At 40.8% G+C, this 21,465-nt stretch carries 21 protein-coding genes; 6 read left to right on the top strand and 15 right to left on the bottom strand.

Features of this window, described 5'->3' with window-relative positions:
* Positions 1 to 3: 3 nt before the first annotated feature.
* From T356_RS17885 to T356_RS0100405, 9 genes are all read right to left on the bottom strand, one after another.
* Positions 4 to 1,926 (bottom strand): DEAD/DEAH box helicase, encoded by a 1,923-nt coding sequence (locus T356_RS17885; protein WP_081777696.1) that lies wholly within the window; start codon positions 1,924 to 1,926, stop codon positions 4 to 6.
* Complete coding sequence (gene pgsA / locus T356_RS0100440) at positions 1,913 to 2,455, bottom strand: CDP-diacylglycerol--glycerol-3-phosphate 3-phosphatidyltransferase (protein ID WP_026512779.1); 543 nt, start codon at positions 2,453 to 2,455, stop codon at positions 1,913 to 1,915. The genes T356_RS17885 and pgsA overlap by 14 nt, the downstream gene beginning before the upstream one ends.
* Positions 2,452 to 3,807 (bottom strand): 30S ribosomal protein S12 methylthiotransferase RimO, encoded by a 1,356-nt coding sequence (gene rimO, locus T356_RS0100435; RefSeq protein WP_026512778.1) that lies wholly within the window; start codon positions 3,805 to 3,807, stop codon positions 2,452 to 2,454. Before rimO ends, pgsA begins: the two co-directional genes overlap by 4 nt.
* A 1-nt stretch (position 3,808) precedes the next feature.
* Entirely contained in the window at positions 3,809 to 4,102 is a 294-nt protein-coding gene (gene rpoZ, locus T356_RS17880) for a DNA-directed RNA polymerase subunit omega (protein ID WP_035780051.1), read from the bottom strand.
* Between the two features lie 47 nt (positions 4,103 to 4,149).
* Positions 4,150 to 4,770, bottom strand: coding sequence for a guanylate kinase (gene gmk, locus T356_RS0100425; protein ID WP_026512777.1), 621 nt, complete (start codon positions 4,768 to 4,770; stop codon positions 4,150 to 4,152).
* A complete protein-coding gene (locus tag T356_RS0100420) occupies positions 4,760 to 5,023 on the bottom strand; it encodes a DUF370 domain-containing protein (RefSeq protein ID WP_026512776.1) in 264 nt (87 codons plus the stop codon). The genes gmk and T356_RS0100420 overlap by 11 nt, the downstream gene beginning before the upstream one ends.
* Positions 5,016 to 5,903 carry a YicC/YloC family endoribonuclease gene (locus tag T356_RS0100415; RefSeq protein ID WP_026512775.1) on the bottom strand — a complete coding sequence of 296 codons (888 nt, stop codon included), beginning with the start codon at positions 5,901 to 5,903 and terminating at the stop codon, positions 5,016 to 5,018. The genes T356_RS0100420 and T356_RS0100415 overlap by 8 nt, the downstream gene beginning before the upstream one ends.
* A gap of 225 nt (positions 5,904 to 6,128) precedes the next feature.
* Positions 6,129 to 7,628, bottom strand: coding sequence for a tagaturonate reductase (locus T356_RS0100410; RefSeq protein ID WP_026512774.1), 1,500 nt, complete (start codon positions 7,626 to 7,628; stop codon positions 6,129 to 6,131).
* 194 nt (positions 7,629 to 7,822) lie between these two features.
* A complete protein-coding gene (locus tag T356_RS0100405; protein WP_035780048.1) occupies positions 7,823 to 8,026 on the bottom strand; it encodes a PspC domain-containing protein in 204 nt (67 codons plus the stop codon).
* Positions 8,027 to 8,245: 219 nt separating this feature from the next.
* On the opposite strand from T356_RS0100405, the gene T356_RS0100400 reads away from it, so the two are divergent.
* The 3 genes from T356_RS0100400 to T356_RS0100390 are packed head-to-tail and all read left to right on the top strand — an operon-like array spanning position 8,246 to position 11,565.
* Positions 8,246 to 10,021 carry an Rqc2 family fibronectin-binding protein gene (locus T356_RS0100400; RefSeq protein ID WP_026512772.1) on the top strand — a complete coding sequence of 592 codons (1,776 nt, stop codon included), beginning with the start codon at positions 8,246 to 8,248 and terminating at the stop codon, positions 10,019 to 10,021.
* 33 nt (positions 10,022 to 10,054) lie between these two features.
* A complete protein-coding gene (locus T356_RS0100395; RefSeq protein WP_026512771.1) occupies positions 10,055 to 10,753 on the top strand; it encodes an ABC transporter ATP-binding protein in 699 nt (232 codons plus the stop codon).
* Positions 10,747 to 11,565, top strand: a complete 819-nt coding sequence (locus T356_RS0100390) for a hypothetical protein (protein ID WP_026512770.1) — start codon at positions 10,747 to 10,749, stop codon at positions 11,563 to 11,565. The genes T356_RS0100395 and T356_RS0100390 overlap by 7 nt, the downstream gene beginning before the upstream one ends.
* Before the next feature lie 52 nt (positions 11,566 to 11,617).
* Here the strand turns inward: T356_RS0100390 and T356_RS21690 are convergent, their stop codons facing one another.
* From T356_RS21690 to T356_RS0100370, 4 genes are all read right to left on the bottom strand, one after another.
* Positions 11,618 to 12,976, bottom strand: a complete 1,359-nt coding sequence (locus tag T356_RS21690; protein WP_197020860.1) for an ElyC/SanA/YdcF family protein — start codon at positions 12,974 to 12,976, stop codon at positions 11,618 to 11,620.
* Between the two features lie 114 nt (positions 12,977 to 13,090).
* Positions 13,091 to 14,878 (bottom strand): methyl-accepting chemotaxis protein, encoded by a 1,788-nt coding sequence (locus tag T356_RS0100380; protein WP_197020859.1) that lies wholly within the window; start codon positions 14,876 to 14,878, stop codon positions 13,091 to 13,093.
* Positions 14,879 to 15,012: 134 nt separating this feature from the next.
* Positions 15,013 to 15,309 (bottom strand): hypothetical protein, encoded by a 297-nt coding sequence (locus T356_RS0100375; RefSeq protein ID WP_026512768.1) that lies wholly within the window; start codon positions 15,307 to 15,309, stop codon positions 15,013 to 15,015.
* Positions 15,310 to 15,527: 218 nt separating this feature from the next.
* On the bottom strand, positions 15,528 to 15,782 hold the full coding sequence (locus T356_RS0100370) for a hypothetical protein (protein WP_026512767.1): 255 nt from the start codon (positions 15,780 to 15,782) through the stop codon (positions 15,528 to 15,530).
* A 212-nt stretch (positions 15,783 to 15,994) separates the two neighbouring features.
* On the opposite strand from T356_RS0100370, the gene T356_RS0100365 reads away from it, so the two are divergent.
* Positions 15,995 to 18,169 (top strand): hypothetical protein, encoded by a 2,175-nt coding sequence (locus T356_RS0100365; RefSeq protein WP_026512766.1) that lies wholly within the window; start codon positions 15,995 to 15,997, stop codon positions 18,167 to 18,169.
* Between the two features lie 92 nt (positions 18,170 to 18,261).
* Here T356_RS0100365 and T356_RS0100360 read toward each other — a convergent pair whose 3' ends face one another.
* Both T356_RS0100360 and T356_RS0100355 read right to left on the bottom strand, forming a co-directional pair.
* Positions 18,262 to 18,396 carry a cyclic lactone autoinducer peptide gene (locus T356_RS0100360; RefSeq protein WP_026512765.1) on the bottom strand — a complete coding sequence of 45 codons (135 nt, stop codon included), beginning with the start codon at positions 18,394 to 18,396 and terminating at the stop codon, positions 18,262 to 18,264.
* Between the two features lie 126 nt (positions 18,397 to 18,522).
* Complete coding sequence (locus T356_RS0100355) at positions 18,523 to 19,839, bottom strand: sensor histidine kinase (RefSeq protein WP_026512764.1); 1,317 nt, start codon at positions 19,837 to 19,839, stop codon at positions 18,523 to 18,525.
* Positions 19,840 to 20,139: 300 nt separating this feature from the next.
* On the opposite strand from T356_RS0100355, the gene T356_RS0100350 reads away from it, so the two are divergent.
* Both T356_RS0100350 and T356_RS0100345 read left to right on the top strand, forming a co-directional pair.
* Positions 20,140 to 20,874 carry a LytR/AlgR family response regulator transcription factor gene (locus tag T356_RS0100350; protein ID WP_026512763.1) on the top strand — a complete coding sequence of 245 codons (735 nt, stop codon included), beginning with the start codon at positions 20,140 to 20,142 and terminating at the stop codon, positions 20,872 to 20,874.
* A gap of 18 nt (positions 20,875 to 20,892) precedes the next feature.
* Positions 20,893 to 21,456 (top strand): accessory gene regulator B family protein, encoded by a 564-nt coding sequence (locus T356_RS0100345; protein ID WP_026512762.1) that lies wholly within the window; start codon positions 20,893 to 20,895, stop codon positions 21,454 to 21,456.
* Positions 21,457 to 21,465: the final 9 nt, after the last annotated feature.

Below are 21,465 nucleotides of genomic sequence, written 5' to 3'. Positions count from 1 at the left end.
CTATTATCTCTCTTTCTTGCGCTTACCAAAGCTCTCCATTACGAGATCGTCAACGTCCTGAAGATAATCGATACTTCTCTTTTTATTTTCAGACTTAATATTCTTGCGTTCTGACTTTGATACATTCATTGTATCTCTGTCTTCGCCCATATACCAAGCTTTTGTGCTCTTCTCATCCTTAATATTGAGTCTTCCTACATTCTCAAATGCAGATGCTCCGGACGATACACGCTCTCTCTTTGGTCTGTCAGAAGATCTTCTGTCTGTAGAAAAAGGCTTCTTTTCCATCTCTAAGTTTAAAGAATCATTCTCTGCGCGGTCTATGTTCTTATATGAATCGTAGCGTTTTTTCCCGCCCTCCGATCTGCGATTGCCGCTGCTTCTTCTGTCTTCAAACTTTCTTCTTCCGGAAGACGATCCTCTCTTACCGTCGGTAGCTCTTCTTCCTTCAAATGCGCCTTTCTTCATATCAGACGCTCTTCTTCCGCCGTTGGGGCCTCTTCTTCTGTCTCTTCTTCCGGATCTCTCGTCATAGCGTGAATCTCTGCCTCTGCGCCTGCGATCACCGCCGTAATCACGGTCTTTCTCAAAGAGCACAAGGTCTTCGATATCTGCGCCCATCTTGAGCTTCATGAATCCGGCTGCAAGCTGATCTGCAGTATATTCGCCTTCTTCAATCTTCTGATTGACAAATTCAAGAGTCGAAGCAATATCTCCGTTCTCGATTATATCTATAACTTCACCGAATATCTTCTGTGATTTAACTCTTGTTATCTCTTTTGCGGAAGGGACTCTTCTTTCCTCGATCTTGGTATGACAAACTCTCTCGATCTCGCGAAGTTTGTACATCTCTCTTCCGCCTACAAGTGTAAACGATCTTCCGCTTCTTCCGGCTCGTCCAGTTCTTCCTATTCTGTGAACATAATACTCTATATCCTCAGGAATATCGAAATTAAATACAGCCTCAACACCGCTTACATCAATACCTCTTGCCGCAACGTCCGTAGCGATAAGAATATTGATCTTGTCATTTCTAAAAAGCTTCATAACGGTATCTCTCTGATTCTGTGAAAGATCACCGTGAAGGCCGTCTGCAAGGAATCCCTTGCCCTTAAGATTCTCAGAAAGCGTATCTACCATTCTCTTTGTATTACAGAAAATAAGTGTTCTTCCGGGATTGTAATAATCAAGAAGTCTCACAAGAACTTCTTCTTTCATCCTCTGGGGAATCCTGTAATAAGTCTGCTCAATCGCAGCTACAGTGATTTCCTTGGGAGTCATCTTAATATACTCAGCATCTTTCTGATATTTTCTTGTTATCTGTAAAATAGGCTCGGGCATTGTAGCTGAGAAAAGAGCTGTCTGTCTCTCCTCGGGCATTCCGTCAAGGATAGTCTCAATATCCTCTCTAAAGCCCATATCAAGCATCTCATCTGCTTCATCAAGAACAAGAACCCTGACATCCTTCATCTTCATGGTATGTCTTCTCATATGGTCCATAACACGTCCCGGCGTTCCAACAACAATCTGAACCCCTGCCGAAAGTGCTCTTATCTGTCTGGATATATCCTGTCCGCCGTATACTGCAAGAACCTTGATTCCATGCATATACTTTGCAAAATCTCTTATATCATCAGCTGCCTGCATAGCAAGCTCTCTTGTAGGACAAAGAACAACTGCCTGCAAATGCTTATTCTCGGGATCAACCTTTTCCAAAAGAGGAATACCAAACGCAGCAGTCTTACCTGTTCCCGTCTGCGCCTGTCCGATAATATCTTTGCCTTCCATCATGACAGGAATAGCCGCCTTCTGGATGGGTGACATATATTCAAAGCCCATCTCCGTAACTGCACGGATTATCTTCTCATTAAGGCCTGACTCGTCGTATCTGATCTTTACTTCTTCGTTGTTATTATTTACTTCCATTCATTACATCCTTATTTTTAACAAGGTAATCCACAAGAGATATAATGGTCAGCACAAGAGCTATCCACATGATTACCTGAGTCAGGACCTTAAATGCCTGATTCTGTATATCTGCGATCATCAGGATTACCATAATCATTTGAAACGTTGTCTTAAACTTGCCCCAATAGCTTGCGGCAATAACTCTTCCGTTGTCGGAAGCGATAAGTCTGAATCCGCTTATAACAAATTCTCTTGCGATGATGACGATAACAATCCATGAAGGAATTCTCTCAAGTTCGATAAGTCCGATCATCGCGCTGCAAACAAGAAGCTTGTCCGCCAAAGGATCCATAAATTTTCCAAAATCTGTTATAAGATTATATTTTCTCGCAATCTTACCATCAAGCATATCGGTAAGACTTGCAATTATAAATATTCCAAGTGCGATCCATTTAAAGAGAACATTTGTAGGATCAAATAAAAGAAAAAATACAAAAAAAGGAATCAATATTACTCTGCATACTGTCAATTTGTTCGGTAAATTCATATTATTTCCTCCCCAATCAAGTCGTATTCATTAGAGCCTGTTATATGTACCTTTATATAATCGCCCGTCATAAGCTCTCTCTGTACGCCGGTCACAAAAAGATATCCGTCTATATCGGGAGCATCTTTGTAAGTGCGCGCCACATATGAAAGCCCGTCACCATCGTCGGAATCCGTTATTCTTCCTTCGATAACCGCATCCACATCTCTTCCAACCATCTTCTCGGCAGCTTCAAATGCGATCTCCTGCTGGAGTTTCATAAGCTTGTTTCTTCTGGTAGTCTTAACTCTCTCGGAAACCTGATCCGGCATTGTCGCGGCAGGTGTATCTTCCTCCTGCGAGTATGTGAACACGCCCAATCTGTCAAACTTAAGATCCCTTACAAGAGCCATAGTCTCATTGTGATCCTCTGCCGTCTCACCCGGGAATCCGCTTATAAGAGTTGTCCTTATGCAAATATCCGGGATCTCTTTTCTAAGCTTATTAACAAGTTCCCTGATCTCGGAATTATTGGTTCTTCTTCCCATCTTCTTGAGGATTCTGTCAGATCCCGACTGAATGGGTATATCAAGATACTTACATATCTTAGGCTCGTTCTTTATAGTCTGTATAAGCTCATCCGTGATCTCTTCAGGATAACAATACAATACTCTTATCCATTTAAAGCCTTCTATCTCGCACAATTTGTGCAAAAGCTCCGGGAGTTTCTTCTCTCCGTAGAGATCTGTTCCATACAAAGTTGTCTCCTGTGCAACCAATAGCAGTTCGGAAACACCTTGATCTGCAAGCTTTCCGGCTTCTTCCAAAAGTTGCTCCATAGGAACACTTCTGTAATTTCCTCTAACTTTGGGTATTATGCAATAGGTGCAATGTTTGTCGCACCCCTCCGCAATCTTAAGATAATTAAAAAGACCGCCTGTAGTAATAATTCTGTCCATACCTCCCACAGGCTTTTTATTGATATCATCAAAATAGTTCTTGTGAGAAAAAATTGTGTTTCTGGCTATAGTCTCATCAATAGCTTCTATAATCTTATCAGAGGATGTTACACCAAGGATCTCATCAACTTCAGGAATCTCATCCTGAATCTCTTCCTTGTATCTCTGCGCAAGGCAACCCGTAACAATAAGTGCCTTAAGTTGACCTTCTTTTCTAAGTTCCGCAAGCTCAAGGATAGTATCTATACTTTCCTGCTTTGCATCATTTATAAAGCAGCAGGTGTTAACAACTGCTGCTTCTGCTTCCGATTCATCATCTGTAAAGTCATACCCACGGCTATGCAACATACCAAGCATAACCTCGGTATCAACTCTATTTTTATCGCATCCAAGCGATACAAATAATATCTTCATATCAGTTTTCTTCTGTACTCTCAACTTCCTCAATTACGTCAGTATCTTCAAGCTTTTCTTTTTCTTCTTCTGTGAGAATGCGAAGAGTATCCTGATTCATTTCCTCAACTGCAATAGAAAGAGGCTTCTGCTTGTCCTTAACCTTTACCATAGGCTCGTCACCTGCGATAATCTGTCTTGCTCTCTTTGCAGTAGCCATAACTACTGAATATCTTGAGCTGATTACAGGCTCCTCTCCCTCTTCAACTCCCTTGTTTACTACTTTCATCAGATCTACATATGAAGGATGTATCATTTTGTTCCTTTCCTGCGGATATCCGCAAATAACATTTATTTATAGAATTAGAATTTTTCAAGCTGATGTCTTATGTCATCTATAAAATCAAGATTTCTGTCCGGACTGCAATGAGCTGCGCTTATAATACGATGCACATTCTCAACACACTCCTCAAGCTTATCATTGACAACAATATAATCGTACTTCTCAATTCCGACAGATTCCTCTTTTGCCCTGCTAAGGCGTTTCTTAATAACCTCGTCGGTCTCAGTTCCTCTTCCGCGAAGCCTCTTCTCAAGTACTTCCGCAGACGGAGGTGTTATAAACAAAAGAACTGCGTCCTTATATTGTTCTTTAATCTGAAGTGCTCCCTGAATCTCTATCTCAAGGATCACGTCAATTCCTTTTGAAAGTTTATCTTCTACATACTTTCTGGGAGTTCCGTAGTAATGATTGACATATTTGGCATGTTCAATAAGCCCGTCCTCATCAATCATCTTCTCAAATTCCTCAGTAGTTACAAAAAAGTACTCTCTTCCGTTAACTTCACCTGTTCTCGGAGTTCTTGTAGTAGCCGATACAGACAGAGCATACTGATCGTACTTCGCTGTAAGTGCCTTCATTACTGTTCCCTTGCCCGCGCCCGAAAAGCCCGAGACAACAATTATTATACCTTTACGATTCATCTGTAATACTCTCACTCTCTGAATATGCTCTAGCACTGATTGTTTCAGGCAAAAGAGCTGATAACACAAGCATGCCGTTCTCCATGACCAAAACAGCTTTGGTCTTGCGCCCTTGTGTCGCGTCAACACCTGTCCCCTGTTCCTTAGCCTTCTGAACCATACGCTTGATAGGAGCTGCGTCAGGACTGACTATACTTATAATCTTGTCGGCGTTGACTATATTGCCAAATCCAATATGAATGAGTTTACTCAATGTTCTGAATCTGCTCCCTTACTTTTTCTATACTGGTCTTAAGTGCGATTCCCCTGTCGGAGATCTTAAGATCAGTTGATTTAGAAAGGATAGTATTGGCTTCCCTGTTCATTTCCTGTGCGAGGAAATCCAGTTTTCTTCCTATTCCATCCTTGTCATCACCGTTTCTGAGTGCATCTGTAGTTGCTTCTATATGACTTCTGAGTCTTGTAAGTTCCTCGTCCACACATATTTTATCGGCAAATATTGTAACTTCCATGGCAAGACGGTTCTCATCGATCTGTTTGTCTTCCATGAGATCCTGGATCTTCTCCCTGAGTTTCGCCTTGTACTCTTTGATGATCTCGGGTGAACGCTCGGTAATATACTCGACATTTTCAAGCATCTCGGCGAGTTTAGCTGTAAGATCGGCGCAAAGGAATTCTCCCTCCTTGGCTCTCGACTCCATAAACTGCTTGCCGGCTTCATTAAGAGCTCTCTTAAGCCCTGTCCATACCTCTTCCTCGTCAAGTTCCTCTTCTTCCATTGTGAAGACCTCAGGAAACTTAGCCAAAAGAGGCAGTCTGATCTCATCGTCTAGCCCGAAGTCCTTGACCATTTCCTTCAAAGCATCATAGTATTCCTGTGCGATAGCCTTGTTGTACTTAACCTTGGATTCAGACTCCGAAAAATCCTCGTAGCTGACAAATACATCAACTTTGCCGCGTTTCATATAGCCTTTTAGTTCTGAACGAATTGCAGACTCAAATGCGTTGAATTTCTTAGGCATCTTGACATTTATATCAAGATAACGATTGTTAACAGATTTAAGCTCAACTATGTACTTGCGTTGACCTTCTGTGACTTCACTTCTGCCAAAACCAGTCATACTGCAGACCATCTGTAAATCCCCCTTATTTTTGGGCATAATAATACACAAGTTATTATAATATAACCCAATTTTCAGGTCAATGCAAACATAGCCGCAAACCGTCCATTTTTACAGCACAAAAGACTTACTTCAACTCCGTTTGTCTAAAACGAAATTCTGTAAGTCTTCGCACCAATAGATACTATGTCATATATACAAATAATAGATAATAGGCAAATTTAATTATTAAGAAAATCAAAGGCAGCTTGCATATGCCGCTTCCGCGCCTTCTGCGCGGATCATCTTAAGGTCTTTTATGACCGCATCCGTAAGACCGTCTATTTTATTGAGATCGCGGTCCCACATCTTCTCATTTCCAAGAACTGCTCGCACAAGCTCTTCCTCGGAATCGTTTCTGTGCTCGTAGTAGAACTCAAGCACCCATCTGTCATCACTTACGGTATATGCATTTCCCGCAGGTCTCTTACAGATCAGACCTGCATCCGTAAGCTCCGATATATCATTGGAATAAAAAGCAATATAAGCCGCAAGAGACATTGTGAGGCAAACCGGAAGTTTACCGTTCTTGTCTATATATTGAAGGAATGACGGCATATTTCTCGCCTTCCACTTGCTGGTAGAGTTAAGAGATATCGACATAAGCTCATGATTTACAAAAGGATTGTTGAAGCGATCCTTCACCGCACTTGCAAACTCTTCAAGATCATCCTTATCAAGATGATCTACAAGTGTGGGAATAACTTCATCACCAAGCATCTTGTTCATAAAACCTGCGATAGTCTCATTCTGCATGCAATCTCTTACAATATCGAGGCCTGCCAGGTATGCTCCGAGCACAAATCCAGTATGTGCCCCGTTAAGAATGCGCACCTTGCGGTGCTTATAAGGCATTACATCAGGAACTACATGCACATTAACTCCCGCTTTCTTAAAAGGAAGTCTGTCTTCAAGTTCCCCCGGACCTTCGATTATCCATACTCCGAAGATCTCTCCGACATCAATGAGCTCATCGTGATAACCGTTTTCTTCTTCAAGCTTACGAACTTCCTTCTCATCGCGGATACGTCCGGGAACAATTCTGTCTACAAGTGTTGAGCAAAAGATATTTTCGTCATTCACCCATGCCTTGAACTCATCTCCGAGATTCCACTGATCAATATAGCTGTTCACGCACTTAAGGAGCTCTTTGCCGTTATTGTCGATTAGTTCGCAGGAAAGAACGGCTACACCTTTCTTGCCCGCCTTGAATCTTGTATAAAGAACCTGCGTAAGTTTTCCGGGGAAACTACCCGCCGGAACATCCTCAAAATTGCAGGCAGGATCGTAAGCAATTCCCGCCTCAGTTGTATTCGAAACGATGATATCGAGAGAATCGCTTGCCGCAATCTCCATCATCTTGTCATAATCTGCCTTCTCATAAGGATTAAGACAGCAATCCACAGCCGAGATTACTCTCTTAAGGTCGACCTTCTCACCGTTTTCGCTCCCTCTTAAGTAAAGAGTGTAAAGTCCCTCCTGCTCATTGATGAGCTTAGTAAGTCCCTGCGAAATAGGCTGTACGAGTGCGATCTTGCCGTCAAATCCGGCTTTTTCATTACTGATATCAAAAAAATAATCAACAAATGCGCGAAGAAAGTTCCCCTCTCCAAACTGCAGCACTTTGATCTGCGCATCCTTTTTTACAAATCCGTTGTAACCCGATCTTGCCAAAACATCGTAGTTTAATAATTCCATTTCCCGTAACCTCCGTAATGTAAGTGCTTACAAATCAAATTGCAAACTACTTAGTTCATTGTTAGTTATAACATATAATGTAAGCGTTTACAATAAAATAATTATAAATTTCAAAAAATGCCAGATTTTATATAAGAAAAAAGAACCCCTAATAATGTTCTTTTATCAAAGGTTCTCTCAAAGACTTATTTAATTCATGCTCTGCCTGTATAGTCCGGTCTGTCTTCCATGATTATCGCAGCAATAATATAGAGCAAAAGTCCGCTTCCGTATGTGATCGCAAGTATCGCATATACAAGACGTACTATTGTGGGATCAATTCCGAAGTATTCTGCAAGCCCACCGCAGACACCGCAAACTTTTCTGTCATTACTTTTATACATTCTCTTTTTTCCCATGACAATGTTCTCCTTTTATTTTTGAGCCTTGAGATTATTTTAGATAGATCAGCAATCACAGTCGGCTACTGTATATATTATACCCTAAATAAAGTATGCACCAATTATATGTCATAAATGTGAAATAATACCACATAAGCCGCATTATTCTGTCTGCTTTGACATACCTCCCCGCGACTAGTAGACTATATATAATTACTAACGCATACGGAGCACAAAATGGCATTTGATGGAATAACAATCGCAAATATAACCAAAGATATGAGTGACCTCCTGACAGGAGGCAGAATATATAAGATTGCGCAGACAGAGAGCGACGAACTTCTTATAACAGTGAAGCTCTCCTATGAGAATATTGACAAATACGGCATAAAGCAGGCCAAGATGATCATGTCTGCAGACGCTTCTCTTCCGCTCATCTATATGACGGACGAAACGAAACCTTCGCCGATGACTGCCCCCAATTTCTGCATGCTTCTAAGAAAGCATATCCAAAACGGCCGCATAATCTCAGTGACTCAGCCGGGGCTTGAGAGAATAATCCGTTTCGAGATCGAACACCTCGATGAAATGGGCGACTTAAGGCATAAAGTACTCCTCATCGAGATCATGGGCAAATACAGCAATATCATTTTTACTGATGAGAATAATATAATAATCGACAGCATCAAGCACATTCCCGCTTCAGTCAGCTCTGTAAGGGAAGTTCTCCCCGGCCGCGAGTACTTTGTTCCCTCTCAGGACAAAAAAAATCCACTCGAGACAAGTGCTGATGAATTCTCATCAATAGTCCTAAGTAAGGGAATGCCTGTTTTCAAGGCTATTTATCAGGGCTATACAGGTCTTTCTCCCATTATTTCTCAGGAAATATGTAAAAGGGCCGGCATCGATTCCGACAAATCCGCAATAGCGCTTGATACATCAGAGTCTATCGCGCTCTACAGAGCTTTTTCAGAGATAATCGATATGGTAAAAAGTGGCGAATTTTCACCCGAGATAATATATGAAGGCGCATCACCAAAGGAGTACTCCTGCGTACCGCTAACCATGTACAAGGACGCTCCCGGTTTTTCCGCAGTGCCGCAGGGCAATATCTCTGAGCTTATAAATAAGTACTATGCCGAAAAAAATGTCGTAACAAGAATAAGACAGAAATCAGTTGATCTTAGAAAGATCGTTCAAACAGCTCTTGAGCGAAATGTAAGGAAATACGACCTTCAGACCAAGCAGATGCTTGACTGTGACAAGAAGGACAAGTACAGAATATACGGCGAACTCCTTACAGTCTATGGTTACAGTGCAGAACCCGGCGCCGAGAAGATCACGGTCAATGATTACAATACCGGAAAAGATGTGACGATAACTCTTGATCCCACTCTCACACCGAGTCAGAATGCCAAGAAGTATTTTGACAAATATACCAAGCTTAAGAGAACCGCTGAAGCGCTTGAAGAGCAGATCAAAGAATCAAAAGAAGCGATTGAACAGCTTGAATCAATAGAAAGTGCTCTCGAGATTGCCGAAAAAGAAGCCGATTTGGCCCAGATTAGACAGGAGCTGCGTGAAAGTGGCTATATCAAGTCAGGTTTTAGCAAGAACGGGCGAAAAGAAAAGATCACCAGTAAGCCTTTCCACTATCAGTCAAGTGACGGCTTTGATATCTATGTAGGCAAAAACAACATTCAGAACGATGAACTTACCTTTAAGATGGCAAACGGCGGCGACTGGTGGTTCCATGCCAAAAAGATACCGGGTTCGCACGTTGTCCTTATAACAAAGGGCAAAGAAGTTCCCGACAGAACATTTGAAGAAGCTGCTGCCCTGGCTGCATATTATTCAAAAGGAAAAGTTCAGGAGAAAGTCGAGATAGACTATCTAAAGCGCAAGGACGTAAAGAAGCCCGGAGGAGCCAAACCGGGATTTGTAGTCTATTACACCAACTACTCTCTTTCAATCTCGCCGGATATTTCCGCGCTTAAACTTATAAGCGATTGAAAGGCAAGTAATAAATTTTTTAAGGAGAAAAGTATGAGTAATCTGTTAGAAGTACAGGGGCTATTTAAAACATATGACAATGTCCAGGCTCTGACAAACATTAACCTATCCATTGGCCCCGGTCATATAACCGGCCTTCTTGGACCAAACGGAAGTGGCAAGACAACCCTTATAAAGATCATATGCGGTCTTTTAAAGCCATCATCCGGCATGGTCCTTGTTGACGGCAATCCCGTCGGACCAAGGAGTAAGGCACTTGTGTCTTACCTTCCCGATACAACATATCTTGATGACAATATGACTATTGAAGCAGTCATTGCGATGTTTATGGATTTTTATGCCGATTTTGATGTAAACAGAGCTTATCAGATGCTTACAAATCTTAATATCAATCCAAAGCGCAGATTGAAGACACTCTCAAAGGGTACAAAAGAGAAAGTTCAGCTTATCCTTGTAATGAGCCGAAGAGCAAGACTTTACATTCTTGACGAGCCGATCGCAGGTGTAGACCCTGCTGCCAGAGATTATATTTTGCGTACGATCATAAACAATTACGATCCTTCCGCATCTATCATCATCTCTACTCATCTCATAACAGATATTGAGCCGGTGCTGGACGAAGTTATTTTCTTACAATACGGTAATATCAGGCTCTATCAGCCGGTTGCAGCCATAAAAGACGAGACCGGCATGACTATCGATCAATATTTCAGGGAGGTATACAGATGCTAGGAACACTTCTTAAACATGAATTCAAGAATACATGGATGGTAATGACACTTACATGTGCGGTTACTATCTTTCTGGGTATTGTCGGCGGTTTATTCTTCAGAATTGTCGCATCTCCCGAATTGATTGAAAAAGATTTTAGTGTAATCTTTATAACACTGGGAGTCTCAGGAATCATTATTCTACTGACGTCACTTAATATGATAGCCACCATATACCTTGTTGTTCACTACTACAAAAACCTGTACACATCCCAAGGCTACCTTACATTTACCCTGCCCGCAACTATCACTGAGGTCGTTTCTTCAAGAATGATAGTTGCCTGCATATGGTCTTTGGCATTCAGTCTTTCAATGGGACTCTGCATCCTGTTTGGAACACTTATAATCGGAACCCTGCCGGATCTTGACGAACTACGGGAAGTGCTGCTTGAGATATACAAGCAATTATTATACGATCCTGAATCAGTTAATATTATATGGGGAATTATCGAATTTACTGTGACAATAATCCTCGGAAATATATCCAAGCTTTTGACATACTTCTTCTGCATAAGCATCGGCCAACTTTGGAGTAAGCACAAGATTTTAGGTGCAGTTCTCTGCTATTTTGGAACAAGTTTTGTTTTGGGAATAATTTCAACTTCCATATCTTTCGGAAGAATGTTCCTGTATCCGGATTCCTATTCCGACATAGATTCTTATGGCCTTTTAACACACTCTATGTCAAAAGGTATCATCTATTCTATTGTTACAATAATAATTTTCTGGGTTGCATCCGTCGTAACAGCAAACAAAAGACTCAACCTCGACTGAGTATATATGTGATAAAAAAGAAGGTTGCCATAACAGCAATCTTCTTTTTTTATCAAAAATTCTTTATATAGAACTCAGTCATCCCAAAAAACTCTCTCACAACATAGTGAATACCCACAGGGAAAAGAGTTCGCGCAGGAACGGATGAAACATTTTCGTAGCCTTCTCTTTTGGCAATAGACAGCGCCCTCAGTTCATGAAATCCATTGGTCACTATTCCCACAGATGCCGCCGGATCACCTATCACTTCAAGACTGTATCGCAGATTTTCCTCAGTATCTGTAGACTTTTCTTCGAGAAGTATCCTGCTCTCATCTATTCCATACTTCGAGGTAAGTTTTCTTTTGGCACACTCCGCCTCACTTATTTGCTCAAACTTACCCTGTCCTCCGGAAGCTATAACTATCGTTCCTTCATTCTCATCAAGGTACATGGCAGCCCGTTCTATCCTGGCCTTGTAAGGGTTACTTGGCTCCGTGCCGTGAAGTCCCGCACCGAGCACTATGATATAATCAAGGTCTTCCTTAGCCCTTGCCCGCATTGCCCCTATTATCTTAACTTCCGTTATTGCAAAATAAGTCAAAAAAACTATGAATAATATTCTGTATGCCCAGACAAATATCTTGGGAATCTTTATCTTCTCATTGCCATCTATTCTGCTCTTTAACATCCATACTCTTATAAAAGAAAAGGCTGCGATCAAAAGCCATAACCACACCCACGAAAGCGAAAAACCTCCGCCGTATGAAAGGCAGGTAAAAAAGTACAAAACAGACCATATTCCGAGAACAAAATAGATATACAAAAGAGCTTTGGATACCGTTATTTTACCCATGCCCGCGTATCTGCTTGTTCTTTCCTTGTATTCTGTATAATCATTTCCAAAAAAGCTTGTAAGAAACTCTTCTTCTCTTAATATCTGCATATGAAGCATCACCATAGCAAACACTGAAACAGCAAGAAGTACCGGATTAAAGAACATCAGCAAAATGCCGGCATAGACAAGATCAAATCCAAGAAAAGCAGGATTTCTCGAATAGTTATATATCCCGGTCGTTACCAGTTTTCTCTCTTTCTCATCATCAGCCGCAACTCCGGCTCTCCAGCTGTCTCTCATCGTATATACCGAGGCAAAGAAAACTATATCACCGATAAATGCAAAGTACATTCCTATAACTCTGTACATAATAGGCAGCATCGCTACCCCTAACACTATCGACAAAACCTCCGTAAGCGGCACAAGCATTGTCGCGATCTTCATTATAAGTTCAATATAAAAACCCTTGTCCCTAACCTTCCCCTTTGCAATCTGGTCCGTAACAATGCCTTTCCTTCTCTGCAGAAGCATTTTTATAAAATATATGCCGTAAAATACCAGCAAAAATAATAAAGCAATTACTCTGTATGTCATATTTTTCCGTATTCCCTCCTGAGAAATACATTGTACTACTTTAATCGCAAAACGCAAAAAAAGTACACCTAAATCATATTAGAATTTAGGTGTACATTTTTTGTCATTGTCATATTACAGATTTGCAAATTTCTTCGTACTGCTTGAAAGCTGCTCGGTAACCTTACTATTTTCTCCCATTGCCTCGCTGATTCCCTGGATCTGTCCGACGATCTCAGTCGAATTTGCTGCAGAGAGGTTGATTGCCTGAGTACTTTCTTTTACAGACTCTGTGATAGATTCAACCGAATCTGCCATCTTGTCCATGATAATGTTGAGGTTATCGGCCTTCCTGTTAAATTTATCAAGGATCTCATCCATTACTACAGCTGTATTCTCATATTTATCACTTGTCTCAACGAAAGTATCATAATCATTAAGAACATCGTTGTTGATGAACTGGATTACATCCATGGCATTCGTCGAAAGTGTATTAACCGCATCTGTAACTTCATTACTGATCGTCTGGATGTTTCCGGCTGTCTGACGGCTGTTATCAGCAAGTGCACTGATTTCTTCCGCAACAACCGCAAAACCTTTACCAGCTTCACCGGCTCTTGCAGCCTCAATTGAAGCATTAAGCGCAAGAAGGTTTGTCTGCGAAGCTATATCAAGGATAACCTTTGTGAGCTCGTTGATCTGTGCAACCTTCTCACTGTCTTTAACAGATTTCTCAAGAACCGCGCTGAGTTCCTCAACTTTAATACCTGTATTCTCTTTCTTCTTGAGAGCTTCATTTTTGATCTCGTCAGCTTCTTTTTTGATATTCTCAGCAGTTGATGCTCCGCTTGCAGCTTCCTGTCTTATCTCGCTGGTAGCTTCCTTAACTTCATCAAGTCTTCCGGAAATCTGATCGGCGGTCGTCGATACAGTATCCATGCTTGCCGACAACTCTTCAAGAGCTGCTGAGGTATTTGTAATATTATCGCTCGCTTTTTCAATCTGAAGTGTCATCGAATCAGCAGAACTATTGAGAACATTGGAACCATCCTTAACTTCTTTTATGACTCCCTGCAAAGTCTCAATAAAATTATTAATACCACTCACAATAAATGCAAGCTCAGTAGATGTATTAGTCTCAATTCTGGCGGTAAGATCACCCTCATTGCTGTTAATGCCTTTAATAATTGCCTGAAGTTCGGAAACTATGCCGGCAATCTTCTTACTGATTCTCGTCTCACTGAGAACAAGACTTATAGCAATAAGTAATATGAAAATAACGACCAGCACAACAGTCTTAACAAAAGCCTGGCTGTAAAGCATATTCAAATATGTGGCAAGTTCATCACCAAGAACACTTATCGAAGCTTCAGCCGCATCATATGCAGCATATACTGCCGCTTGTGCATCTATATACTGATTAATATAAGTATCCATTGCCTTTGCGGCATCCGCAGCCCTAAGCGAAACCACCATATCATCGGTAACGCCGAGAAATGCGTTGGTAGTCTTCATTATCTCATCTATCTGTGAAGGGCCGTCTGCGGAATGTGTGACCAAAACACTCTCCTGCAAGAATGAAAGGAGTTCCGGCATCTCTTTTTCTACCGCATCTATATTGGTAAAGTACACCTCATAGTTTGCCGGATCGTTGGTTCCCATAGAAACCGCACCAAGTAACGCGGACAGATTGCCGTCAATAGTTATAAGATTTTCTCTGAGTCTTGCCTCTTTACTCATGAGCTGTATATCATCGTTGCTCGCGCCTATACCTATACTGATAATATTCTTCATATTACCATCCATAATGACAATCGCAATAATAAACATAACGAGCATAACAAGGTTTACAGCCAAATTTTGAAAACCAATCTTCTGAAAAATCTTAATATCTTCTATTTTGTTCTTTGCGCTATCACTCACTTCCATGCACTCCTTTCATTTAAGAAAATACACTGAATATAAGTATAATTATAGCGCAATTTTATTGGCAAACATTACGTTATTGTGATAATTAAGAAAATATTTATAATAAACTCGATTACTTTATTGTCCGTTTATTCTCCAAAAAATCCATCCCCAAATCTTGATTCCGATTCAACAGACGACTCTGATATAGACATAGTATCTGCATCGGATACATCATAGGTTCTTGCCGTATTATTCTTTACAGCCGCCTTCTTCTCGGCACGCTTCTCTGCTTTCTTTTTGGCCTCAATCTGTCTGGTTGTTCGCTCTCCCAACTGCTGACGGATCTTCATAAGCTGCTCGAGCGCAGACAATTTCTTCTTCGTCTCCGAAATCTCATTAGCAAGTTCATCCATACTCATTGTCAAAAAATTCTGTGCATCCATGTTTTTAACTTCTCCTCTCTAAGCTGTTCTTATCCAATAAAAATCTCCTATTGAATAAAAAAGCGGTATCTACCAAGAAAAAAACCTGATAAATACCACCTCATAAACTATTTCAAATTACACGCTCCCCATCTATATTTATTAAGTAGAAATGTGAACACGTTAATTATATCATCACATTCCATTATAGTCTATCCCTATTTTCGTATATTTAGTTCTCACTCATTCATAGATATTTCTACGCTGTAACTCTTCCACAAAAGCTCACAAATCTGTACAAGATAACTGAGAGTCATCTGATATCTGACATCAGGCCCCGGACTTTCATTCCATGATTCGTCTTTTTTGTCCTTATCACGCACAATTTTCTCAAGCTGCTCCAATTGCCCCAAAAGGCTCTTGCGCTCTTCAATAAGCTTATCAAAAGAATCGGCCTCATGCATGGATTTATAGGCCTCAGGCGAAATCATCATAAAAAACACCTCCTAAATACATCTTATTTAAACAAGAATTGCACCGAAAAGGTCACCAATACTATCTTATCACACTTTTTTACGTTTTTTTCCAATTTAATCTATATTTTTTTGTTAATTAATATTTACAAATTGTTAAAGATGCAATAAAATATCAAAAGGTAAAAGAAATATATTTACTTATCATTTTCCTATTGAGAGGATGCACAGATATGAATGAAAGAAGATTTGATCCTATTACAGGACAACCAATCACAAATGAACAACAATTCGACAATAACCAGACTGTACAACTAGATAAACAGCCTGCAATCGATCGCAGCGGAATGTCTTCACAGCAGCCCGCTCAGGATCCAAGCAGACTCAGCCTTCAGAAACCTGACGGTTCACAGAACAGACAGGCGTTCCAACAGCCTGCAAATGCGCAGAGCAGACAGCCTGTTCAACAACCTGCAAATACGCAGAACGCACAGCCTGTTCAGCAGCCTGCAAATACGCAGAACGCACAGCCCGTTCAGCAGCCTGCAAGTGCACAGAGCACACAGCCTGTTCAGCAGCCTGCAAATGCACAGAGCGCGCAGAACTTCCAGCAGCCTATGGGAAGCCAGAACAGACAGCCCATGCAGCAGTCTGCAGGAGTTCAGAACAGATCACCTTTCCAGCAGCCCATGGGAAATCAGAATGGTCAGAATTTCCAGCAGCCAGGCGGTGCTCAGAACAGATCACCTTTCCAGCAGCCTATGGGAAATCAGAACGGCCAGAACTTCCAGCAGCCAGGCGGTGCTCAGAACAGATCACCTTTCCAGCAGCCTATGGGAAACCAGAACGGCCAGAACTTCCAGCAGCCAGGCGGTGCTCAGAACAGATCACCTTTCCAGCAGCCTATGGGAAATCAGAATGGCCAGAATTTCCAGCAGCCTGTTAACAATGCATATGGTCAGCCTATGCAGCAGTCTATGAACAACCAGTTCAGACAGCCCATGCAGCAGCCCGGCAATAACCAGTATGGACAGCAGTTCCAGCCCGGTGGCCAGAATCCTTATTATATGCAGGGACAGGCTAAGCCTAAAAAGAAACTTACACCTCAGTCAATTGCACTGGGTTCATCTATTGCAGCCGTACTTGTTTTGACCGCATTATTATTCGGTTTCAGATCGTCTCGTCCGAGCGCTCCGGAACCGGCTGCAGCGCAGCAGGCATCAGCACAGCCTGTCGAGCAGGTAGCTACAGCTTCAACAGTTGCCACAACTGCCGAGCCCGCTCCCGATCCGACACCTGCTCCTGCTCCTGCCAGCGGAAACGAATATGCAAAATATTCAAACTTCAGCATAAACGGTAAGCAGTACAACCTTCCTATGAGTATTGATGAACTCCTTGAAAACGGATGGGCATATAAGAATAAGGAAGATGCAGATAAAACTTTATATGCGAGCGATACAGATATTGTAAGATTGACTTTCACTCAGAAAGGTGAAGGAAGCGCAAGTTTCGGTGTTGTAAACCACTCCATCGACGCACAGCCTCTTTCAAAGTGCCTTGTTTATGAGATTGATTTCAGTGATTACTTTATCAAGAATACAGGTGCTGAGGTCAAGTTCTACAACGACCAGTTTGAATTACAGAAAACTACCATGGATGATGTAAAAGCTGCACTTGGCGATCCCAGCAGCACAAATACAAGCGGCAATTCATCATCACTTACATACAGAGGACAAGGGGATGAAGAATTCAAAGTATCTGCATATTACAACTTTGACAATAACATCCTTACTCATATCAGCATGCAGAACAAGCTCATGCCCGATGATTTTGAACAGCCTGAAGTAAGCTCAAAGACACCTGATTATCTCAGCCTGTACAAAGCTCCCGCAGAACTTGGAAAAGATCCTTTATCAGGAAACTTCTCTCTTGACGGAACAACATACAATTTGCCTGTTCCTTACAAGACACTTGCTGAGCAGGGATGGAAATGTGACAATGAATCAGAATCTGTTCCTTCAATGAAAGGTTTGATCCTCACAATGAAGAAGGGCGATTACAGACTCACAGTAGAGGCTATCAATCCTCTTCCTAATGCTGTTACACTTGAAAATACCATCGTGGTATCTATCAGTGCATTTAACAGCTCAGTAAATCCTTTTGATCTTACAATTGCCGGAAATATCAAGCTTGGAATGACAAAGGATGAACTCGACAAAGCTCTCAGCGCAGCAGGCGTTAAGAACTTTAAATATGATGAGAAACTTAATATCTATAGAATTCCCTTCGATAAAGACGATAAGTCAGATTATCCCAGAGAATGTATAGAAATCTTCATTAACGACAGTAAAAATACCATCAGCAGTATCGACATGGAACGTTACGGATGGCTTTCAGACGAAGACTGATAACTTTGTATAAGGAAGGACCTCATAGGCATATGCTTATGAGGTCCTTTCTTATACAAAGGAAATTGCTTTCCTATATATAATTACACATATCAGATCTTCTTTATTCCCGAAGGCATCTTGGGCTGATGATAAAGGAACATACACCTGCTGTCCATCCCGGAATTTACTGACTTTCTCGCAATTCCTTTTAGTATTTTTGCCACAATATTTTTTCCCTGCTTCATATCAAATACCCTCCTTTTTCTATAAACCGTAGCTTTATTTTATAAATTGCATTCCAGCAATTATTATACACTACACCGTACATTTTATAATGTTTCATGTAGAAAAAAAGGATATTCGTGTATTTTTCACCCCTCGGATGCTTCTTCTTTTCCGTACATTATTACAATTACGCCAAATTGATTACCTTTATCATCAATTATAACATCACCATCATATCCGCTTACTGCCTGCTTTATAGAAGCAAGCCCTATTCCATGATGCTCCGCATCGCTTTTTGTAGAAAAGAACCTTCCGTACCGGTCTCTTCTGTTCTCAAAAATACAGCTGTTAATAATGCTTATCTTGAGCATGTTTTTTTCAAAACTCATATCAAGCTTAATATATCTGCCCTTTGGCTGAACTTTCATGCATGCATCAAATGCATTTTCAAGAAGATTCCCAAGGATAATTACTACATGCTCACTTCTAAAGGGAAGTGTTGCCGGTACAAAAATTGATGCTTCAAATGCTATTCCTTCTCTTTGGGCTATCGAATACTTGTAATTTACCAGGGAATCAACGACAATATTGCCGCTTTTTGATATTTCTTCGTTAGTTTTACCTAGTCCGTCCGCAAGAAGCTGTTTTACGTACCTTACCGCTTCGTCATTTTCCCCCGACTCAATCATTCCAAGGAGTCCTGCGAGATGATTTTTCATATCATGCCTTGTTCTCTTTATCTCCATATAGAGCTGTTCCTGCTCCGCGGCCTGTCTGCTGCACAGTTCAAGCTGCTGGCCGTAAAGTTTATTGAGCGATTTGAGCTCGACATCTCTGCTCATCCAGGAATAGACTTCGAAAATTATGAAATTAATAAGTAGGAGAAAAACACTTGAAATAGCCGCAAAGTCATTGTACTGATGATGACGGGTTGAGATCATATAAATTTTGTTCATCAGATAAATACATATGAGCGGTATGGCAAGAATCATAACAAAATATTTATTGGGAATATTACCGTATTTTGGCCCCTTTCGGGATTTAGACTTAAAAGACAGCACAACCAAAAGAATCATTATAAGCTGTGATACAAAGCTGACAGCATCCCTGTTCTCTGTAACGCTTATCCCAAACATCTCAACAACAAGCGCCGAAGCAACCTCAACAAGCATCCAAACGGAACATATAAGTATTGAAAAGAAAATACTGCTCTTTACCGATGCGTGTCTGTCGATAATTCCCAGGGCAAAAATAAAAAATATATTAAGCGATAACAACACCCATGGTTTTATCATATCTGTCAGATTTGACGATGCGAGAAAAGTGAAATAGATTGTCCAGCCAACATATTTGATAATATTATTGCTTCGTTCAGCAAGAAAAACGTCCATGAATTTCTGAATAATAATGATCATAAGAAAAGCCAAGAATACGCCTGAAATAATCGATATATACTCACCCATTTTATAAGCCCCTTCTTTCCTTTAAACCCACCTGTTTATGATAATACCACAAAAATCAAAGCCTTTTCCCAATTTGTAATATTTACGGCTTACCATGTAACTTTTACGGTCCTGCTTCTGATTTTATTCCGAAACGCCGCGCATTTTCGCACACTGCAGAAGTTATCCAAGTTTGCTATTATCAAAAAAGATGATATACTACCCTTGCGGGAAATTTCCGCAGTATTACCAGAACTATCTTTTCGATCCTGCACTTTTGTTACGACTTTAATTCTTATACCTGATTTTTGGAGGTAGGATATGATAAAAATTGCTATTTGCGATGATGATGTAAAGCTTTCCGGTAAACTAGAAACCATGCTGAACGGCGAATGTCTCGCTCGCGGAATCCGCCCCGAGATCGACGTATTCTACGACGGTTCTCCCCTTGCACGCAGCATAATAAAGGGCGATCGTTACAGCATAATCTTTTTGGACATTGAAATGAAGGAGCTGGATGGAATAACAACAGCCCGAATGATCCGTACCATAGACAAAGACTCGCTCATAATCTACGTTTCGAATTATGACAGTTATCTAAAAGAACTCTTTGAAGTCGAGCCTTTCAGATTTCTTTCCAAACCGATCGACGAAAAAATATTCAAAAAATACTTTTCTCAGGCGCTGACAAGAATCGACAAGGCCGAGGGCTATTTTCAGTATACCTACAACAGGAAGGTCAAAAAGGTCGCGATACGAAGCATTGTTTACTTCGAAAGTAAAAATCGCGTTGTGACTATACATTTTAACGACGGTTCAAGCGACTTTTTCTACGGAAAGCTCAATGATATTCAAAAAGAGCTCGAGAAATCCAGTCACTACTTCTTTAGAATACATCAGTCGTATCTGGTAAATTATAAATACGTATGCCGCATGAATTACAGCAGCATGACTATCAATTACGATCAGACAGAATTCTGCCTTAAGATCAGTGAAAACAGACAAAAAGAGGTACGAAAACAGATTCTTCAAATGATCGGGGACAACAATATTTGACAAAAGAACGGAGAAATAATGGAACTTCTGGCATCCGGGCTCACAAATTACATATTAAAAAAGGGCGTTATCGAAGAAAAAGATTATGACATATACAAATATGGTTTCGTATGCTTTCTTGAAAAAGCTCTGTGCATCATCGCTTGTATATTCATAGCTCTTTTTCTCAAAATGCTTGTTCCGTGTCTCTTTTTCTTTATGCTCTTTATCCCTATACGTTCATTAAACGGAGGCCTTCACTTAAATAGCTACTTTGCATGTTTCATCTGCTCCTTGCTTGTTCTGCTTACATCACTTCTTGCTTTTAAATATATTACCTTGCCGCCGGCCGTATCTTTTGTTATATATCTCATTTCCTCAGCACTCATAATCTATGAAGGTCCAATCGACCATCCAAACAGAAAAGTCAACAGCTATGAAAATAGCATATTCAAAAAAAAGACGAATATAACGCTTATCTTTGCAACCGTTATATCCGTCCTTCTACTAATATTTAAATGCAATTCTTATCTGATGCTTGAAGCCGTTATCTTCATGTTCCTTGCCATTACCGCGATAGCCGGAAAATATGCATACAGATAAATAAGAATC

The organism is Butyrivibrio sp. LB2008 (assembly GCF_000621565.1).
GTDB lineage: Bacteria > Bacillota > Clostridia > Lachnospirales > Lachnospiraceae > Butyrivibrio.
This window is presented reverse-complemented; position numbering and strand designations above follow the sequence as displayed.

Excerpts from the sequence above, each read along its gene's own strand:
- T356_RS17885 (WP_081777696.1), bottom strand. The coding sequence starts at position 1,926 with ATGGAAGTAAATAATAACAACGAAGAAGTAAAGATCAGATACGACGAG.
- pgsA (WP_026512779.1), bottom strand. The coding sequence starts at position 2,455 with ATGAATTTACCGAACAAATTGACAGTATGCAGAGTAATATTGATTCCT.
- rimO (WP_026512778.1), bottom strand. The coding sequence starts at position 3,807 with ATGAAGATATTATTTGTATCGCTTGGATGCGATAAAAATAGAGTTGAT.
- rpoZ (WP_035780051.1), bottom strand. The coding sequence starts at position 4,102 with ATGATACATCCTTCATATGTAGATCTGATGAAAGTAGTAAACAAGGGA.
- gmk (WP_026512777.1), bottom strand. The coding sequence starts at position 4,770 with ATGAATCGTAAAGGTATAATAATTGTTGTCTCGGGCTTTTCGGGCGCG.
- T356_RS0100415 (WP_026512775.1), bottom strand. The coding sequence starts at position 5,903 with ATGGTCTGCAGTATGACTGGTTTTGGCAGAAGTGAAGTCACAGAAGGT.
- T356_RS0100410 (WP_026512774.1), bottom strand. The coding sequence starts at position 7,628 with ATGGAATTATTAAACTACGATGTTTTGGCAAGATCGGGTTACAACGGA.
- T356_RS0100405 (WP_035780048.1), bottom strand. The coding sequence starts at position 8,026 with ATGGGAAAAAAGAGAATGTATAAAAGTAATGACAGAAAAGTTTGCGGT.
- T356_RS0100400 (WP_026512772.1), top strand. The coding sequence starts at position 8,246 with ATGGCATTTGATGGAATAACAATCGCAAATATAACCAAAGATATGAGT.
- T356_RS0100395 (WP_026512771.1), top strand. The coding sequence starts at position 10,055 with ATGAGTAATCTGTTAGAAGTACAGGGGCTATTTAAAACATATGACAAT.
- T356_RS0100390 (WP_026512770.1), top strand. The coding sequence starts at position 10,747 with ATGCTAGGAACACTTCTTAAACATGAATTCAAGAATACATGGATGGTA.
- T356_RS21690 (WP_197020860.1), bottom strand. The coding sequence starts at position 12,976 with ATGACATACAGAGTAATTGCTTTATTATTTTTGCTGGTATTTTACGGC.
- T356_RS0100375 (WP_026512768.1), bottom strand. The coding sequence starts at position 15,309 with ATGGATGCACAGAATTTTTTGACAATGAGTATGGATGAACTTGCTAAT.
- T356_RS0100370 (WP_026512767.1), bottom strand. The coding sequence starts at position 15,782 with ATGATGATTTCGCCTGAGGCCTATAAATCCATGCATGAGGCCGATTCT.
- T356_RS0100365 (WP_026512766.1), top strand. The coding sequence starts at position 15,995 with ATGAATGAAAGAAGATTTGATCCTATTACAGGACAACCAATCACAAAT.
- T356_RS0100360 (WP_026512765.1), bottom strand. The coding sequence starts at position 18,396 with ATGAAGCAGGGAAAAAATATTGTGGCAAAAATACTAAAAGGAATTGCG.
- T356_RS0100355 (WP_026512764.1), bottom strand. The coding sequence starts at position 19,839 with ATGGGTGAGTATATATCGATTATTTCAGGCGTATTCTTGGCTTTTCTT.
- T356_RS0100350 (WP_026512763.1), top strand. The coding sequence starts at position 20,140 with ATGATAAAAATTGCTATTTGCGATGATGATGTAAAGCTTTCCGGTAAA.
- T356_RS0100345 (WP_026512762.1), top strand. The coding sequence starts at position 20,893 with ATGGAACTTCTGGCATCCGGGCTCACAAATTACATATTAAAAAAGGGC.